This is a genomic window from Armatimonadota bacterium, assembly GCA_016223145.1.
In the GTDB taxonomy this organism is placed as follows: domain Bacteria; phylum Armatimonadota; class Fimbriimonadia; order Fimbriimonadales; family Fimbriimonadaceae; genus Nitrosymbiomonas.
The window spans coordinates 254,366-270,959 of sequence record JACRPN010000009.1; the positions used below are offsets into that span (position 1 = coordinate 254,366).

16 protein-coding genes and 1 pseudogene are annotated in these 16,594 nt (G+C 62.1%); 4 read left to right on the forward strand and 13 right to left on the reverse strand.

Translation table 11 applies throughout. The features are described from left to right. Positions 1–26: 26 nt before the first annotated feature. The 3 genes and pseudogenes from HZC36_08255 to HZC36_08265 all read right to left on the reverse strand — a co-directional run bounded on the left by HZC36_08255 (position 27) and on the right by HZC36_08265 (position 2,305). Positions 27–209 (reverse strand): hypothetical protein, encoded by a 183-nt coding sequence (locus HZC36_08255; protein ID MBI5706967.1) that lies wholly within the window; start codon positions 207–209, stop codon positions 27–29. A 43-nt stretch (positions 210–252) separates the two neighbouring features. Continuing rightward, positions 253–1,245: pseudogene (locus tag HZC36_08260) on the reverse strand (excinuclease ABC subunit UvrA). A gap of 355 nt (positions 1,246–1,600) precedes the next feature. After that, on the reverse strand, positions 1,601–2,305 hold the full coding sequence (locus HZC36_08265) for a helix-turn-helix transcriptional regulator (GenBank protein ID MBI5706968.1): 705 nt from the start codon (positions 2,303–2,305) through the stop codon (positions 1,601–1,603). A gap of 60 nt (positions 2,306–2,365) precedes the next feature. On the opposite strand from HZC36_08265, the gene HZC36_08270 reads away from it, so the two are divergent. After that, positions 2,366–3,640 carry a hypothetical protein gene (locus HZC36_08270; GenBank protein ID MBI5706969.1) on the forward strand — a complete coding sequence of 425 codons (1,275 nt, stop codon included), beginning with the start codon at positions 2,366–2,368 and terminating at the stop codon, positions 3,638–3,640. A 365-nt stretch (positions 3,641–4,005) separates the two neighbouring features. Here the strand turns inward: HZC36_08270 and HZC36_08275 are convergent, their stop codons facing one another. Then, positions 4,006–4,908 carry a hypothetical protein gene (locus HZC36_08275; protein ID MBI5706970.1) on the reverse strand — a complete coding sequence of 301 codons (903 nt, stop codon included), beginning with the start codon at positions 4,906–4,908 and terminating at the stop codon, positions 4,006–4,008. 91 nt (positions 4,909–4,999) lie between these two features. On the opposite strand from HZC36_08275, the gene HZC36_08280 reads away from it, so the two are divergent. Beyond that, positions 5,000–5,281, forward strand: a complete 282-nt coding sequence (locus tag HZC36_08280) for a hypothetical protein (GenBank protein ID MBI5706971.1) — start codon at positions 5,000–5,002, stop codon at positions 5,279–5,281. A gap of 84 nt (positions 5,282–5,365) precedes the next feature. On the opposite strand, the gene HZC36_08285 is transcribed toward HZC36_08280, so the two are convergent. Further along, complete coding sequence (locus HZC36_08285) at positions 5,366–6,889, reverse strand: SUMF1/EgtB/PvdO family nonheme iron enzyme (protein MBI5706972.1); 1,524 nt, start codon at positions 6,887–6,889, stop codon at positions 5,366–5,368. A 65-nt stretch (positions 6,890–6,954) separates the two neighbouring features. Between HZC36_08285 and HZC36_08290 the strand changes: the two genes are divergently transcribed. Continuing rightward, positions 6,955–7,824 (forward strand): alpha/beta hydrolase, encoded by an 870-nt coding sequence (locus HZC36_08290; GenBank protein MBI5706973.1) that lies wholly within the window; start codon positions 6,955–6,957, stop codon positions 7,822–7,824. Positions 7,825–7,899: 75 nt separating this feature from the next. On the opposite strand, the gene HZC36_08295 is transcribed toward HZC36_08290, so the two are convergent. The 3 genes from HZC36_08295 to HZC36_08305 all read right to left on the reverse strand — a co-directional run bounded on the left by HZC36_08295 (position 7,900) and on the right by HZC36_08305 (position 11,137). Continuing rightward, positions 7,900–8,565, reverse strand: coding sequence for a DUF2461 domain-containing protein (locus HZC36_08295; GenBank protein MBI5706974.1), 666 nt, complete (start codon positions 8,563–8,565; stop codon positions 7,900–7,902). A 75-nt stretch (positions 8,566–8,640) separates the two neighbouring features. After that, positions 8,641–10,269 carry a DUF2339 domain-containing protein gene (locus tag HZC36_08300; protein ID MBI5706975.1) on the reverse strand — a complete coding sequence of 543 codons (1,629 nt, stop codon included), beginning with the start codon at positions 10,267–10,269 and terminating at the stop codon, positions 8,641–8,643. A 274-nt stretch (positions 10,270–10,543) separates the two neighbouring features. Continuing rightward, positions 10,544–11,137, reverse strand: a complete 594-nt coding sequence (locus tag HZC36_08305; protein ID MBI5706976.1) for a PEP-CTERM sorting domain-containing protein — start codon at positions 11,135–11,137, stop codon at positions 10,544–10,546. Between the two features lie 272 nt (positions 11,138–11,409). Here HZC36_08305 and HZC36_08310 point away from each other — a divergent pair, with 272 nt between their 5' ends. Beyond that, positions 11,410–12,462, forward strand: coding sequence for a family 20 glycosylhydrolase (locus HZC36_08310; GenBank protein ID MBI5706977.1), 1,053 nt, complete (start codon positions 11,410–11,412; stop codon positions 12,460–12,462). Here the strand turns inward: HZC36_08310 and HZC36_08315 are convergent. The 5 genes from HZC36_08315 to HZC36_08335 form a co-directional block, all read right to left on the reverse strand. Next, positions 12,459–13,184: a sulfite exporter TauE/SafE family protein gene (locus HZC36_08315; protein MBI5706978.1), complete on the reverse strand. Its 726-nt coding sequence runs from the start codon at positions 13,182–13,184 to the stop codon at positions 12,459–12,461. The two genes, HZC36_08310 and HZC36_08315, sit on opposite strands and share 4 nt — an antisense overlap. A gap of 2 nt (positions 13,185–13,186) precedes the next feature. Next, entirely contained in the window at positions 13,187–14,215 is a 1,029-nt protein-coding gene (locus HZC36_08320; GenBank protein MBI5706979.1) for an iron ABC transporter permease, read from the reverse strand. An 80-nt stretch (positions 14,216–14,295) separates the two neighbouring features. Next, on the reverse strand, positions 14,296–15,129 hold the full coding sequence (locus HZC36_08325) for an RNA polymerase sigma factor RpoD/SigA (protein MBI5706980.1): 834 nt from the start codon (positions 15,127–15,129) through the stop codon (positions 14,296–14,298). Between the two features lie 371 nt (positions 15,130–15,500). Further along, complete coding sequence (locus tag HZC36_08330; protein MBI5706981.1) at positions 15,501–16,214, reverse strand: hypothetical protein; 714 nt, start codon at positions 16,212–16,214, stop codon at positions 15,501–15,503. A gap of 152 nt (positions 16,215–16,366) precedes the next feature. Beyond that, positions 16,367–16,594 (reverse strand): peptidylprolyl isomerase (locus HZC36_08335; GenBank protein MBI5706982.1); only part of this gene is annotated, 228 nt, incomplete at its 5' end.

Here is a 16,594-nt window from a genome sequence, read left to right on the forward strand (position 1 = left end):
ATCGGGACAGGACCCCGAGTTGGTCATTACTCCTTCTTTCTCCCGAAGAGAAACCAGTACCGCAGCTCCTGAATCCCGGTGACACCGAGAATCATCGGCGCACCCCAAAGCCCGCGAAGAAACCGCCCTTGGGTGAACTTGCCATCAGCCGCAAGTGCAAGTGCAAATCCAGCAATCCAGACGACCGACAGCACAAGCCCCATCTTCACCCGAGCCCACGGTCGGTATACGAAAGGTCTCTTCCTCATTGCTTCAAGTCCTTGAGAGCACCCCCTTCAAATACCTCCCCGTCCAACTGTCCCCATTGGCGGCGACTTCTTCGGGGGTTCCCATGGCGACAACCCGTCCGCCTCCAGTGCCCCCTTCTGGCCCTAAGTCAATGACCCAATCCGCAGTCTTGATGACATCGAGATTGTGTTCAATGACGATCATCGTGTTGCCCTGGTCCACCAAGCGGTGCAGGACCCCGAGCAGGTTCTTGACGTCCTCAAAGTGCAGCCCCGTCGTGGGCTCGTCGAGGATGTAGAGCGTCCTCCCGGTCGAGCGCTTCGAGAGCTCCTCCGCCAGCTTCACCCTTTGCGCCTCGCCGCCGGAGAGCGTGGTCGCCGGCTGGCCGAGTTTGATGTAGCCCAGCCCCACGTCCAGCAGCGTCGCCATCTTGCGGTGGATCTTGGGGATGGCGCTGAAGAACTCCTCCGCCTCCTCGACCGTCATCGCCAGCACGTCGGCGATGTTCTTGCCCTTATAGCGCACCTCCAGCGTCTCGCGGTTGTAGCGCCGGCCCTTGCAGACCTCGCACGGCACGTAGACGTCCGGCAGGAAGTGCATCTCGATCTTGATGATGCCGTCGCCCTTGCACGCCTCGCACCGCCCGCCCTTGACGTTGAAGCTGAAGCGGCCGTTCTTGTAGCCGCGGATCTTGGCGTCGGGGGTCATGGCAAACAGCTCGCGGACCATGTCGAAGGTGCCGGTGTAGGTGGCGGGGTTGCTGCGGGGGGTGCGCCCGATGGGGGATTGGTCGATGTCGATGACCTTGTCGATGCCCTCGTGGCCCTCGATGGCGTCGTGCGCGGCCCAGGTGGTGCGGGTGCCGTAGACCTCGTACATGAGGCGGGGGAAGAGGGTGTCCTGGACGAGGGTGGACTTGCCGGAGCCGGAGACGCCGGTGACGCAGGTGAAGAGGCCGCGCGGGATGGCGACGTCGATGGCGCGGAGGTTGTTGCCTGAGGCGCCGCGCAGGACGATCCAGCCGTTGTTGCTCAACGGGGCGCCTCCAACTTGGGAGGTGAGGTGCCCAGGCGAGACGCCTGTGCTACATCGTTCCAGCCGTTGGCGCTCAACGGGGCGCCTCCAACTTGGGAGGTGAGCTGCACAGGCGAGACGCCTGGGCTACATCGTTCCAGCCGTTGTTGCTCAACGGGGCGCCTCCCAGTGGAGTGGTGGGCCACCCAGGCAAGATGCCTGGGCTACGTCGTTCCAGCCGTTGTTGCTCATCGATTGAAAGCACCCCGATGATCGGGGCGCACTCCCAAAGACATGTGGACAGAAGTATAGCTGATCGACAAGCGGCACGGATGTCCAAAATCGCGACGGCCCGGTGTCAAGACTTGGCTTTGTCGTCTAGTCGAACCGAGAGGATCCTCACAGGTAGCGAACTGCCCTGGGCGGGGGCGTAGATGTGCTCTTCGGCGCTCCAGAAAGTCACCGATTCGCCTTCCCCGAGCTTCACCGGACGCCCGCCGACGGTGATGATCGCGTCGCCTTTCAGGACATAGGCGAACTCCTCGCCGGCGTGGCTTCGCACATCGCTTGGCGCGTAGAGTTCGACGACGGTAGGTAGGAGTTTTCCGGCGTCTAGGCGGCTCTTGAGTATGAGCAAGGGAACGCGTGCGCCTCTTCGGACCAGCTCGCGTCGCTCCTTCTCGGTAAGCGGACGATCAAGGCCGGCAAGCACGCCCGAACCGAAGTCCGAAAGCTCGTACCAGCGGTCGTCTTCGGCTCGGTGCACTGCGAATGTCTCGCTTTCCTTCTTCGAGGGCTTGGCAAGCGAAGCCACATGGATGCCCAGCGCCTCACAGAGCTTGAGAACGGTCATCGAGTTCGGCGTTCCGCCCTGCTCGATCCGAACGATCGAGTTCTTGCTGACGAGGGCCAAAGCGGCGAGGTCACGGATCGAGAGGCCTATGCTTCGCCTCGCGCGCCGAAGCCGTGCGCCAATCACGACGGGACTGGCGCTCGCAAGCAGTTCTCGCATCGCCTTCTGTTGATCGATGATCGGCTTTGCCTTAACGTCCTTCTGACTCACTTTCGCAGTATCCTACCCTTTGGGAACAAAGCCAGTCCACGTATTGGTATTGTATTATCGATGGTACAGTATCTATTCCTTGCAAGCGTTTGCCTGGGCTCTCTATCGGGCTCGCAAGAACGGGCACCGAACAACCCCTTCGAGCTGGGGAAGGCCGAGCGGCTTGCCGGCAACCCGCTGAAGCATTACACCGAGTTGCTCGAGAGGGAGTCTGAGATCCGCAAGATGGATGCTTCTCTCTACGACCAGCTTGTGGCCACCGCGCTGGCGACGATGGGAGATGTCCGCGGCGCTACGGAGGCATGGGGCCGAACCAAGCAACCCTTCAAGGCCAAAGGGCCCATTCTGGAATCTCATTTGATGGGGATGAAGCCGATCGATGCGGTCGTGGAGATCGTTCGGAAAGCCGAACATCATCAAGTCGTGATGCTGGGTGAGGAGCATGTCAAGCCCCAGAGCAGATGTTTGATGATCCCTTTGCTGAGGGCGCTGAGGAAGAAGGGGTTCACGTACTTCGCCGCCGAGACGTTCAACCTGGACCTTTCCGAGACAATCAGGTGTGGCTATCCGCTCCTCGACACGGGTACCTACACCCAGGATCCTGTCTTCGCCCAAGGTGTGCGCGAAGCGATGGCGCTCGGCTACAAGCTCGTGCCCTATGAAGCAACCGAACAAGCGCCAAGGAAGGAAGACCCGACTCTACAGTATTACCAGAACTTCCGGGAGCGCACCGAAGCTCAGAATCTGAAGGAGCGGATTCTCGATAAGGATCCCAAAGCGAAGATCATCGTCTGGGCCGGCAGGGCACACGTTTATGAAAGCACGGCGAAGGTGGCGGACGACGAGTGGACGCCGATGGCGTACTGCTTTAGGCAGATCACAGGAATCGATCCTCTCTCGGTATACCTCGCGAACATGCTCGAAGAGAGCTCGCCCGCTCTCGAATGGCCCGCTTACCGCTACGCCACGTCGATGGGCCTCGTTAAGACGCCGACCGTTTTCGTGGATCGAGCGGGTAACCCATACGGTGACGATTTCGACGTCATGGTGTTTTTTCCCAAGGTCACCTACATCCGCGGAAGGGCAGATTGGCTCTCGCGCACTTTAGGAAGAGTCCCTGTCGAGATACCGGAGAGCATCTTGGCGAGAGAGGGTATGCAACTTGTTCAGGCGTTCGTGTCAGGCGAGCCTCTGACCGCGGTGCCCATTGACCAAATCTTAATCCTGCCAGGTGATCCAGTGCCAGTCCTTATGCTGCCAAAAGGTGGTTCGTTCGACGTGCGCAGCATCAATCCTGCCGGCGACGTGCAGGGAGTCGCGAAGCTGAAATCGTAGCGCGATCCGTTTGCCGCGCTTTTCAGCAGTCGAAGCGGCTCGTGGAGCGAACAGATCCCTGGAAACCTGACTTGGGTGCCGGCCGTGTCATCCGGTTCCTAAGGACCAGGCTCAATGGTGACGCAGGTGAAGAGGCCCCGCGGGATGTCGACGTCGATGGCGCGGAGGTTGTTGCCTGAGGCGCCGCGGAGAATGAGCCGGGCGTTGGCTCTCATCCGCAATCCTCCCAAATGGGCGGTGAGCTGCACAGGCGAGACGCCTGTGCTACATCGTTCCAGCCGTTGTTGCTCATCGATTGAAAGCACCCCGATGATCGGGGCGCACTCCCAAAGACATGTGGACAGGAGTATCGCAGATTGAGTTTGTCAGCTTGCCATACCAAGCATTTGAATCCGCCCATCCGGGCGGATGGCCCGCACCCGCGGGCCGGAGTTGGAGTTTCTCTCCGTCTTCGATTCCAGCAGGAAGACCGTTTCGCCGAAAACCGCCACACCCGTCGCCGCCCAGCCGTTTTCGGAACGGGCCAGCACCGTCTGCTTGCCGCTCGGATCGATGAGCAGCACCTGGCCGTTCGAGGGCAAAGCCACCACGATCCGGCGCTTGGAATCCACGGCGATCCCCCAGGCCATAGGGCCGCCGCTGCTGTCCGCGTAGAGGCGGCTGGTTACCGAGCCCTGGAGCTTGGTGACAAGCCGAATCACGCCGTCCTGCCCAACCCGCCGAACATAGGGGCCATCCACCAGATACAGGTCATCCTCCGGCCCCCAGGCGAATGCCTGCACGGCCCCCAGCGGGGGACTCCCTTCGGCAACCCTTCCGGAGCCCCGAAACGGCCGGTCGGTCCCCCTTGCTCGCGCAAAGATCTTCTGTCCCGACCTGCGGATGATCTCGCCCGATCTTCCCACGGTGAACACTCCGAACGTCCCCTCAGGGCCATGGTCGATCTCTACCGGGTGGGCGCCCTGTGGGTCCAGGACATAGACCGTGTCGTCCCACTGCGCCGCGGGCTTGCTCAAGGTCTCGGCATAAAGCCTGCCGTAGAGACCCTTCGTCACCCAGTGGCAATGGAAGCGAAGGTTCCCGGTCAGCTTCTTGGGGGCCTTGCCCAGCTCGAAGCGCCAGAGGCCGTTGTGAATGGCGTCGCCGGTGAGGACGACGTTCGCGGAGAGGGCGACGATACCGTTTCCCGGGTGCGCCGATGCCAGCGAGGCCAGAGCGATCAGGATCGCCACGAGGCGGCCCTTCATCCTGTGAGCGCTTCGATTCATTTGCAGTGGAATACCGTCCAAACTGGGCCAGTGTTCCCGCATTCTGCTAAGAACGTGTAGTATTTGACTTGAAATCTGGTAAACGTGGAGTATGACGGGTGAGCAACACTTGGCCTCGATAGGGACATTTGGCGACGTCAGGTTCTGGGCCCTTGCGGTTCCGGCAGCGCTCTTGTGCCTTCTGAGCGCGGTCCTTCAGCGTTCGCCGAAGTCCGAGAAGAAAGAAGTGCTGATGGTCCTCTATGTGTTAAGCCTTATTTTCGGGATCGGACTTGTGATCGGGGCCTTTTTCTCGCTTGGAGTTGCCGGAGGCATCGGTGCGGCGGTGCTGTCCTTCTTCGTTTATGGGCTCGGCATGGGCTGGGCGCGATAGCTGGAGCGAAGAGAAGCGAAGACACCCAATCGGCCTTACGGGTTCGACGGCCACACTGCGCACCGATCCAGCACCAAAGCGAATTCAAGGCAATTTGAGCTTCTTCGTGGCCGCGATGCGAAAGCCTTGGGTGTCGATCCTGCCTTGTCCGTGCATAGAACCTCGCCCGGCAGGCTGCAGGAAGCGGAGGTCCCTGAGTTCTTCCTGGTAGCTTCCTCCGCGGCTCGGCCGCGCGGTGGGCGTGCCGCCCAGGAGCCACTGAAACACATTGCCGGACATGTCCAGACAGCCATAGGGGCTTGCGCCGGTGGGGTAGCTGCCGACGGGTGCTGCGCGCCGCCAACGGGTTCGCGTGTTGGGCCAAATATGCAGGCGGGTTGGGTCGGGATCGTTACCCCAGGGGTAGCGCCGGCCGTCGGTCCCTCGCGCGGCCTTTTCCCATTGGTCCTCGGTGGGGAGGTCGCCTCCAGCCCAGAGACAGAAGGCACGGGCCTCGTCCCAGGTGACACAGGACATGGGTTGGTCGTCCCGAACGCCTCGATAAGGGCGGTTGTTCTCCCAGTCAAAGACGAAACCCGTGGCCTTGCAGAACGCGCGAAACTGCGCGACGGTGACGTCGGTCTTGCCGATCCAGAACTCCTCCAAGTGGACTTTTCGCTCCGGACCAGCGTCCTCGGCGCCCGGGGTCCCGCCGGCGATGAACTCCCCGGCTGGAATGCGGATCATTTCCTTTGATGCCTTGATAGAGGCTTGGCTGACAGGCTCCCATGGGATGCCCCAGGCTTCGAGCAGATCCTTGGCGGCCTCTCGTACTGGGCGGATCTTGACCTCCACGCCCTGCCGGATTCGCGTCCAGGCCTCCTCGTAGCGGTCGCTCAGCAGGTCCTTCGCGAGCTTGACATTCTCTGAGGACTTGAAGCGCTCCAGAGCATGAACCCCCAGCACCCGCCAGGGACCTTTCCGGGAGCGTATCCAGCTCTTCGCCAAGGTTTCTAGTCGCCCATCCACGGGGACGTCCAGCATTGCGCCCATGCCGGTGTGGCCGAACGGGGGCATTGCGACGCCGATTGGCACTTCCAGTCGCGTCATAGCGTCGGGTTTGGGAAGAGGGATTGCCTTTCGAACGCGCTTGAGGATGTCGCCGGGTTTGGAGAGCGGCTCCATGGCCATGGTGAGGATCTGGACGCCTGCGTTGGGGTCTAGTTCGATCATGCCGTGGTCGGACCAGCCGTCGAGGGGTGTTAGGGCATAGGGCTCCCCAGAGACGGCCGGGTTCAGTTGGGAGAGGCTCTGGGAAGTAACGAGAAAGACCAGCAGCTGCTTCTTCGCTTCCATCCACTTCTGCGCCACCCCATACGGCGCTCCCCGAAACCGAGCGGCGAAAGCCACCTCCTGCTGAGCTTCACCCTTCAGGGCTTCATCCACTCTGAACACGACCTCGTCGCCGCCATAGGGCGATTTGAGGCTCTTGACCGAGGCGATGTGTCCCCGAACGATCAGGGTGGAACTTGCCACCGCCCACTCCAGGCTGGAAAACCAAGCGCGGCCCGGTTGAGCCGAGGCAAGCGACAGCGCACAGGCCAGCGAAGGGAGGATGGAGGTCAGCACGCTAGATTGGACGCGGCACGGGAAAGGGTGTGTCACGATGCAGCCCGCCCGCCCATAATCGGGCCATGATCCTCGGTTTGATCGCTGCATCGCTGCTCGCCCCGGTCCCCATGCAAGGCTCTCAAGCCAAGCCCGAGGAGCGCCGTACCAGCCTCACCGGCGTCATCAAAGCCCACCCTGCGTTCGAGTCCAAGATTCTGGGCAACAAGCGAGACATCTGGGTCTATTTGCCCCCTAATTACGGCCAAGAGCCGAAGCGGCGTTACCCCGTGCTCTACATGCACGATGGGCAAAACGTCTTCGACGGGATGACCTCCTATATCCCCAACATGGAGTGGCGGGCCGACGAGGCGGCTGAGGCATTGATCCGGGCCAAGGCCATCGAGCCGATCCTCATCGTGGCGGTTTCCAATGCGACGGTCGAACGCGCCAACGAGTACTTGCCGACGCGGGTCACCCGCCCCAACGGGTCGGGCGATGGCGGAAAGGCGGACCTCTATGGCAGGTTCTTGACCGACGAAGTCATGCCCTTCGTGGACAAGACCTACCGCACCAAGAAGGGCCCCCAATCGACCGGGCTTTGCGGGTCATCCTTTGGCGGTGTGGCGACGCTTCACCTGGGCCTCACGCGGCCGGAGGCGTTTGGGCGGCTGGCGGTCGTGTCGCCGAGCATCTGGTGGGACGATCAAGTGCTTCTCAAGGAGACGAAGGCACTGAAGAGGAAGCTGCCGCTCAAGATCTGGCTGGACATGGGGACTCTGGAGGGGCTGGATTCTGTGGCGAACGCGGAGCTCCTAAAAGATGCGCTGGCGGAGAAGGGATGGAAGGAAGGCAACGACCTCCTCTACTACGTGGATGTTGGCGCCAAGCACAACGAGGCTGCTTGGGCGGGCCGGATGGATGCCATTCTCCTGTTCCTCTTTGGGATTCTGTAACGCGGCCGACACCTCTCGCCGAGTAGGGCAAGGGGTCCTTCGTCGGGAGGTACAGGGCCGAATGCCCAGGTCGGTTCACGTCAAGGCTGCTTTCAGAAACGCGTTCATCGGTCCCGCCGCGCGAACGTGTTCCATCACGAACTCAGGCAGGTCGTCGCGGAGCACGGTTTCCGGCGCAAGTTCAGCCCAGTAGTAGAACTGCTTGTTGTAGAGAAGCGGCTGCCTGGCTGCGGCCTCACGAAACTCAGGCGGCAGGATCTTGTTCTTTTCGCCCACGACTTTGCCGAAGTGCTTCTTGAAAGTGGGGTCGGCGAGAAGGCGCTCGAACTCGACCATGTTGGAGGCGATGTGCTTACGGACGGCGAGGATTTGCGGCGGCTCGAGGAAATAGCACCCGCTGGCGATCGCCATACAGCCCGGGTCGAGATGAACGTACACGCCCGGCGATCCCGGTTCCGTCTTGCCGCCCCGCGAGATCGCCATGCCCGCATTGGTTTTGTAGGGGGCCTTGTCCTTGCTGAAGCGCGTGTCGCGATGGATGCGGAACACGGCCTGGGACGGGAGCATCGAGATCTCAGGGTCGACCGCGCGCATGCGCTCGATCATCTCGGAAGCAAACGCGAGCATCGGGTTCTTCAAAGATTGTTCGTAGCGCTTCTTGTTCTTTGTGAACCAGTCGCGGTTGTTGTTCAGCGCGAGCTCGCCCAGGAAGTCGATCGCGTCGGCAGTAAACCAGGCCATGAAAGCGTTATGGCATATGGGCGGCGCCTGGACAAGGCAATCGATCAGAAGAAGTGGCCCAATGGCCCGACCAAGTTACGCCGGCTGTGCGTCCACGTCCTCAAGATCAGGCTGGTTTCCGTGGACGTACCTGTAGCCCAAGATGAGCATCATCAGCCCAAGCAGCAGCAAGGCGCCCAAGCGAAAGCCGGCGCTTGAGCCCGCGTCGACAGTGAGCACCTGGACCACGCTCGTCAGCATGATCACGAAGCTCCAGAGCCGCACCTGTCGGCAGTGCTTTCGGAACCCGAGGAGCAGCAAGAAGAGCGCGAGCAGCGACGTGCCTATCGTCAGCGACGAGACAGGGGTTTGGCCGGCCGAGGCGGCTGGAGTCAGCAGCCCGGCCAGCCTTGCGATGATCCCCCAAGCCCCCAAGATGGCCAAGCTGCGCCATTGGATGCTGACCCTCCGAACCGATAGCGCAGCAAAAGCGATACCCAGGGCGAGCGCGCCGAGAACCGCGCCAGGCGCTCCCTGAGCGCCTGGAGAGAAGGTGGCTACCAAGGCCGCCATTGCGGCCTCGGACACGGCGAAGCAGGCGGCCCAGACCTTCAGCCGGAAGGCCCCAAGAACCCACGCCGAGGTTGCCAGCGCGACAAAGACATAAACCTGTATCGAGGCCGGAAGGTACAGCGGCCCAAGCACCAGACCGATCGCCGCAGACCCGACCAGCAACGACTTGGCGGCCAGGTTGTCCCTGGGCGCAGCCTGCGAGAGGATGCCGCCCGCCGCGGCGAACACGAGAACCGGGAGCAGGCCGTCGGCGCTGGGCAGCACGCGCCAGCCGATGAAGCCCGTCAAGAAGATCGAGATTCCGGCGCCGGCGTTCCAGGGATCGAGGCTCCACTTGCTGTAGGAGTGCATCGCCGCATAGATGCAGGCAAGAGAGCCAAGGTACATCGCGAACACGACGGGCAGGCGAGGATGCGCCGAATCGATGACGGGAGCGAGGATGAGGAGGCCAAGAACCCAGCCGACGATTGAAAGCTGCAGCCACCGCCTGATGGCGCAGGCCACCGCCCCGCCGACCGTGACCACCGTGTAGGTCAGCAGCGCGGTTCCGTAGTCCTGAACTGCCAAAGGAAAGAGCATGGCCGCCAGGCCGCCCGACGCACCGATCACGAAGAACGTCCTGGAATTGCGCAGCGCCGAATAGGCGTGATTGAGGAGCGTCAGGACCGCAAAGCCGGTCGCCATGGTCGCGGCGCTCAGCTCGCCATAGGCGAAATGTCCACCCGCGGCCGTCATGTAGAGGCCGAGGGAGCCGATGGCGGCGAGGGTCTGCCCAAACCCCTCGAGCTCATTGCGTTTCCACTCGCCAAAGCCGACGAAGGCGAGGCAGAACACGGCTTCGATGGCGAGTAGCATGCCTTTGTTGAGGGCGGGGTTCTTCGAGGTCTCCACGATGGCGATGAACGCGATGGCTAGCACGATCAGCGACGCGCCAAGCCTGGGAAGGAGCTTGGCGCCGATGACGTACTCGGCGCTCGAATGATGGGCCGTCGGTTCAAAGGTGGGGGTTTCAATCTCCGATGAAACGGGGACACTCACGGACTCCAATCGATCGAGGCGCGCCTCGATGCGGGCCAAACGGCTTTCCAGTGACGAGAAGTCGGGACCGACTCGTTCCTTTCGGAATCCTGTTGCGGGATCATTGCGCCTCATTGCAGCTATCCCAGGCTCCGCTTGAGCTTAGCCAAGCGGTTCTATTGGTCCCATTCTATAGGGAGAGGTCAGGATTGCCTACCGATCTGGCCAAAACAATCTATCCATTTTTTTCCCGATTGAGTCACGTTTATCGGCCAGCCATCGCCGATCGGGCCATGGAGTCTCCGGCGTTGGGCATGGTGTTAGCGAACTCTGTATTTGGGGTTGCAAACGGCGAGCAGCCCTGCGAAGAATGCTTCGCAGGGCCACACGAGGTTTCGGGAAGTGCTCCCTACTTCTTTGCCGAACGGCGGCGCGCAAACGCGGCGACACCGAGACCGAGCGCGAGGATTGAGCCAGGCTCGGGGACAGGGCCGAATTCCATGCCATCCCACAGCATGCCGTCGCCCCCGCTGCCCGGGGTTACCTGGTAGAACTCCACGCGCAGGATGCTGCCCGTGACCCAGAGGTCGTAGTACTCGCCAATCCCGAGTCCGGTACCGAAGGCCGCGTCGCTGTCCACCAAGTTTCCGCCAGTGGTGGCATCCCATGCCGTGATCTTGTAGCCGGCCTGGCCAACGTCAATGCCACGGAGCATAACAAAGGACGTTGCGCCACTGAATGTGGCGACGATCGGGCTCGAGGGACCGGGAGTGAAGCCGGAGCTGATCGAGGCGATCCCTTGTGCGCCGGAACTGCCTGCCAGTCCAAAGTTATCCGTCCAGGCGGCGTCGCTAAACGTAACGCCACTTCCGGCATAGTAGCCGCCAACGGCGTTACCGTTCGGCTGGCCGTCGTCGAAGTTCAGAAACGTCGCCTGGGACGTGGCGCCGAGGCAAAGCAGCCCGGACAGCACGGCAAAGCGATTCGTGAGGAATCTATTCATTTTTGGTTCTCCTTAAGAAGACAAGCCCATTTGTGGTGGACCGTCTACAGCCGACAACACGAGTCGGAACTGCTTCTATCTTGACACACATGTATGGATTGCAAGGCACTTTCTGCGCCATATTTTTGCGGCAACCCGGCATCGTGGAGACTGGAGCGGGGCAACGCAACCAGATCCCGAGCGCTTTGGCACATGCGGTCACCTCCAAAGCGCGTTCCCAAACAGGATGCTCCTCCCCCCAAGGGCCAGCACTTACAGGGCAAAATGGGGTCATGGTCGGCCCAATGATCGCGCTCGCCACTTTGGCTTTTGCTCCCGTTCAGCGAGAAGCATTGCCCATCCGAGGGCTGCATTTGATGGGTCCCTCGCGAGAGGACATTCCCCGCCTTGCGGCTTTCATCCGCAGCGCCCTCCCCAAGGAGGGCGTGAACGTCCTGGTGCTTGAGTTCGACTTCAATTTCCAATTCATGAAGAGGCCCGAGATGGCGGAGTCGGGGGCGCTCTCGCTGGACCTGATCAAGCAGATTGTGGCGGCGTGCAAGGAGGCCAAGGTCCGCCTGATCCCGCAAATCAACCTCTTGGGGCACCAATCTTGGGCGGCGAACAACGGCCAGCTTCTGAAGGCGCACCCAGAGTTCGACGAAACACCGGGCAAGCACCCCAAGAACGAGGGCATCTACTGCCGGAGCTATTGCCCAAGGCACCCTGAGGTCCACAAGGTGCTCTTCGACTGCATCGATGAGCTTGCCGCCGCCTGCGAAAGCGATGCGTTCCACGTCGGGATGGACGAGGTGTTCATCTTGGGCGACAAGGATTGCGCCCGGTGCAAGGGGACCCCCACGGCCACCCTCTTTGCAGAGGAGGTCGCCCGGCTGCACGACCATCTGGCCTTAAAGAAGATCGAAATGTGGATGTGGGGCGACCGGTACCTCGACGGCGCTGCGTCTGGGCTTGGCGAATGGGAGGCTGCGACGAACGGCACTCACGGAGCGCTCGCCTCGCTGCCGAAGGACGTCGTGATCTGCGATTGGCACTATGAGAGGGCCGAGCCGAGCGCCGCGATCTTCGCAATGAACGGGAATCGCGTGGTGTCGAGCCCTTGGCGGCAAACCGAAGTGGCCCTGAGGCAGATCGACCTGCTTCGCGCTTTTCGGAAGGGCGCTAATCCTGGGCTTGCGAGCCGATTTGCCGGGGTTTTGGCGACGACCTGGAGCGGATGCGGGGCGTTCATGGATGCCTATGATGGCAAGACCGGGGCGGGCAAGGAGGCTCTTGAAGCCGTGAAGTGCTTCCAAGCGGCAATGAAGGCGGCGGGAGGAGGCTAGGCTGTCGCCAGCTTCCAACTGGCCAAGAGCATCACCGCGCACAGCACGATCCTCAGGCCTTGGGGAGCCAGCCTCTTTGATCCCAGCTCGGTGCCCAGGAGTCCACCGACGAAGGCCGCAAGCGCAAGCCACGGCAAGCTGGATGGCAGGGCTTTGAGGCTCGCGGCGTTGCCCGCGAGCCCCGCGATGGAGTTCACCAAGATGAACAGCGCCGAAATGCCAGAAGCCGAGCGCGTTCTGACCCATCCCGACAAGATTAGGATCGGGCTCAGAAAGATGCCGCCGCCGACACCGATGAGCCCGGAGACGTAGCCGATGGCCGCGCCGATGGTGACTCCGGCGAGGGGTGGAAAAGGCTTGGGATCGCGGTCCTCCGGTCTGGGCAGGAGCAGTGCGATGGCTGCCAGGATCAGGAACCCCGCAAGAAGGCGCTTGTAGAGCTGGTCGGGGGTCGCATGGCTTCCGCCGAGAAACGCAAAGGGGATCGAGCCCACCGCGCAGGGCCAGAAAACCCTCCATTCGAACTGACCGGCGCGAAGGTACCGTATTGAGCCGAGCCCGGCGACCAGAATATTGAGCGCGAGCGCGGTCGGCTTCATCTCGGCCGGGGCCATACCCGCGAGCGCCATCGCGGCCAGATAGCCCGACGCCCCGCCGTGGCCAACGGTCGAATAGAGCACCGCAACGATCAGCGCCAGGATGCAGAGCACGTAGAGCGGCAAGGCTAGGCTCCCTCCGGCCGCCGCAGCAGCGCCAGCAGGAACGGCGCGCCCAGGATCGCGGTCACAACCCCGACCTGAATCTCAGCTCCACCGAGCGCGCGCTGGGCCACGACGTCGCTGGTGAGGAGGAGCAGCGAACCGATCAGCGCAGAGCCCATCAGGGACTGCCGCCAGTCCACTCCGACCAGCCTCCTGGCGATATGCGGCGCAACGAGCCCCAAGAAGCCGATGATGCCCATCGCGCCCACCGTGACGGAAACCATCGCCGCACCGACGAGGAGAATTGTCGGCTGCAGGCGCTTGACGTCTACGCCGAGGCGCTTGGCGGTGTCCTCGCCCATTGCGAGCGCATTCATGCGTTTAGTCTGCGCCATGAGCAGCGGGATCCCGATCAGGGTTGCCGCCGCCATGAGGGCCAGGCGGTCCCAATACATCGGGGTCGCGCTTCCCAGCAGCCAGCGCAGGAACTGATTTGCGTCGAGCCCCATGGCGGTGACGATCAGGTAGAGCAGGGCGCTCAGCATCGAGCCGACGACAACTCCCGCCAACAGAAGCCGCGAGACGTCGAGCACGCCGCGGGTGCGGCCGAGCGCCATCACGAGCGACAGGGCGGCGAAACCTCCGGCGAAGGCGAACCCCATCAGCCCGAGGCTCCCGCCAAGGCCCGCGACACCCAGTGCCATCGATAGAGCACCGCCAACCGCTGCGCCTGAGGAGACCCCGACGATATAGGGATCTGCAAGTGGGTTGCGAAACAGCGCCTGAAAGGCTGAGCCCACGCTGCCGAGCAGGGCGCCGCCCAGAAGGCAGGCAAGGGCGCGCTCAAGCCGAATCTGCCAGACGATGACGTTCTCGGAGGAAGGATTGCCGTTCGGACCGGCGAGGATCTCCTCAAGCACCCTGAAGGGTGACATCCTAAACCCGAAAGGAGACCCGGCGTCGGCTCCCCCTGCGGCGACGTGAACCAGGGAGGCCGCGAGGCACGCGACGCCAAGGGCGATCAAGATGGTGCGGGCCCCCTGCTTTGGCACGGTTGATTATGGCAAGAGCTGTGGAGGGAGGTTTCAGGAAGACGTGGCTCTGCGCTCCGACTCGCGCCGGCGAGCCTTGCCTAGCTCAACATCTCGCGCAGACGTCTGCGCTGGGCCAGGACGCGCAGCTTCTTGATGGCCTGAACCTCGATTTGCCGGATGCGCTCGCGCGAGAGCTTCATTTCTTTAGCGATGTCTTCCTGCATCTGGGCTTCGGTGTCGCCCTCAAGTCGGAACCGCATCCGCATGACCTTCTGCTCACGGTCGTTAAGCTCCAGAAGGATGCGCGCGAGCTCGCTCAGGGTTTCGCCGTCGAGCACCGCCTCCTCGGGGTCTATTTGCCGGCTGTCGCGGATGAGGCCGCCCAGCGTGGTTCCTTGATTGTCGCCGACCGACATGTCGAGGCTCAAAAGCTCCTGTGAGGACTGAACCAGGGTCATCAGTTTCTTGGAGCTGATGCCGATCGCCGAAGCAAGCTGCTCGTTGGTGGGTTCCTTGCCAAGCTCACGAGCGAGTTTCAGGCGCTCACGCTCAATACGCCTTAACGACTGGGAAACATGGGCAGGCAGCCGGATGGCTTTGCTCTTGTTGTCGATGGCGCGGCCGATCGCCTGGCGGATCCAATGCGTGGCATAGGTCGAGAAACGGAAGCCCTTTTCAGGGTCGAAGCGCTCCGCCGCCTGCATCAGCCCGATCGCGCCTTCCTGAATCAGGTCTTCAAGCGGCACGGCGCGGCTGCGATAGGTCTTGGCGATGTTGATCACCAAGCGCATGTTGGATTCGATGAGACGCTGGCGAGCCCGAACGTCGCCGGTCTGCACGGCGCGCGTGAGCTCCTCTTCCTGACTTTGCGTCAAGAGAGGCGCCTTGGTCAACCGGCTCAAATAGCTCGGTATGCCTTCTTCGTGCTCCATCGATCTCCAGGTACGCGAGGGCGTGGGCATGGTTCCCCTAATGGGAATAGACCCATGAGCGCCCATTTGTGACCGAATTCGGCCACATCTAGTGCCAATAACGTGCAAGAATTGTGCCGGGCCGGGAATGTCCCCGGTCAAAACCCCGAAGCTGCTTTTTCAGACGCTCGCCCTGGCATCCGTGTTCTCAGTGGTTACCCACCGGGCGAAAATAGCTCCACCTTGGAGGCTAAGATTCTACCCACACGGTCTCGCGCGTAAGTCAATTGCACCCGTTGCCTGGGGGCGATGTCCCTCGGTTTGCAGCCTTTGCCGTCCAGACTGAACAGCGTTTTTGAGTTGTAGGAGATGTGAAGCACCCTCGGGCCGCATTAGATATCGAACATCTTGAGAGTCGTCAGGTGGGACAGCACGTTGCCGAGGAGGGTCCCTGCGGGTGGGAGCGGATCGACCTTCTCCGACTTCGCGGGTTTTGACTTGTCGGGCGCGGGGCGCGGGGCCTCGTCCCGAATCTCGGCGAGCCACGTATCGAGGTTGGAAAGAAGGCGCCCCTTCACCCAAACGGCGTCGCCCTTCGTGAGGTCAGAGAGCGACGGGCTTGTCTTGCCTTTGAGCTTGATCACGGTCTTCTCCGTGGCCCGGTAATCGAAGCTTGTTCCGTCGTCGAAGTGGATCAAGGCACGTTTGGAATCCACCTTGTCGATCGTGCCTTTCAAGAACTCCTTGCGTATCTTGTCGAGCCAGGTCTGGCTCTCGACGTCGGCGATTTCTTTGAGGACAGGAGGATCGTTGTCCGTCTTGACGCGCACCCAGACGTCGTCGCCGGCCGCGAACGCCTCGCGTTTTGCAGGCGCTTTCGACTTCCAGTAGTGGGTTTCGGGCCCGTCGTCCACCGAGAGAGGTTCGGTGCCCACGGAAACAGCGAACGACCTCGGGCCCACTTCCAGCACCTTCGCCCTTGTCAGCAGCGTCCCAGGTGGGATAGGCCGGACTGCTTTGAGCACACCGGACATTCGCAGCGTCTCGGGCGGCGGGCTGAACCAGCCGGTCGTGAGCGCAACAGACAACAGGATGGAGGCGTGCATCGTGTAGGTTGCTCCCTTCGGGGGTTCTGCTGATATTCGCCGTGCCGTGAAAACCTCCTGCACGGCTAATGCAGGTGGCCCCGGCGCATGGCCTCAGCCCCTGGGGCTCAGGCGTCCCGCCTGCATGGCTCAACCGAAGCCCCGGAATTCCCCTACTTTGCGATCCTGGCGCGCAGGATCCGATCGCCCTGCTGGATGCGCCCCATCACGTCCATGCCTGACGTCACCTTTCCGACCACGGCGTAGGAGTGATAGAGCCGAAACGCGTCCTTCTTGAGCACAAAAAGCTGCGAGTCGCCCGGGAGCTGTAGACCCTCGGAAGCCACCCCAACGACGCCGCGCTTGTAGTCCACCTCGCACATTTCGAATTTTTCGATGTT

Bases quoted from the DNA above. Each gene is read 5' to 3' on its own strand.
- HZC36_08280 (MBI5706971.1), top strand. From the start codon at position 5,000: ATGACGGGTGAGCAACACTTGGCCTCGATAGGGACATTTGGCGACGTC.
- HZC36_08305 (MBI5706976.1), bottom strand. From the start codon at position 11,137: ATGAATAGATTCCTCACGAATCGCTTTGCCGTGCTGTCCGGGCTGCTT.
- HZC36_08295 (MBI5706974.1), bottom strand. From the start codon at position 8,565: ATGGCCTGGTTTACTGCCGACGCGATCGACTTCCTGGGCGAGCTCGCG.
- HZC36_08325 (MBI5706980.1), bottom strand. From the start codon at position 15,129: ATGGAGCACGAAGAAGGCATACCGAGCTATTTGAGCCGGTTGACCAAG.
- HZC36_08290 (MBI5706973.1), top strand. From the start codon at position 6,955: ATGATCCTCGGTTTGATCGCTGCATCGCTGCTCGCCCCGGTCCCCATG.
- HZC36_08330 (MBI5706981.1), bottom strand. From the start codon at position 16,214: ATGCACGCCTCCATCCTGTTGTCTGTTGCGCTCACGACCGGCTGGTTC.
- HZC36_08275 (MBI5706970.1), bottom strand. From the start codon at position 4,908: ATGAATCGAAGCGCTCACAGGATGAAGGGCCGCCTCGTGGCGATCCTG.
- HZC36_08300 (MBI5706975.1), bottom strand. From the start codon at position 10,269: ATGAGGCGCAATGATCCCGCAACAGGATTCCGAAAGGAACGAGTCGGT.
- HZC36_08310 (MBI5706977.1), top strand. From the start codon at position 11,410: ATGGTCGGCCCAATGATCGCGCTCGCCACTTTGGCTTTTGCTCCCGTT.
- HZC36_08270 (MBI5706969.1), top strand. From the start codon at position 2,366: ATGGTACAGTATCTATTCCTTGCAAGCGTTTGCCTGGGCTCTCTATCG.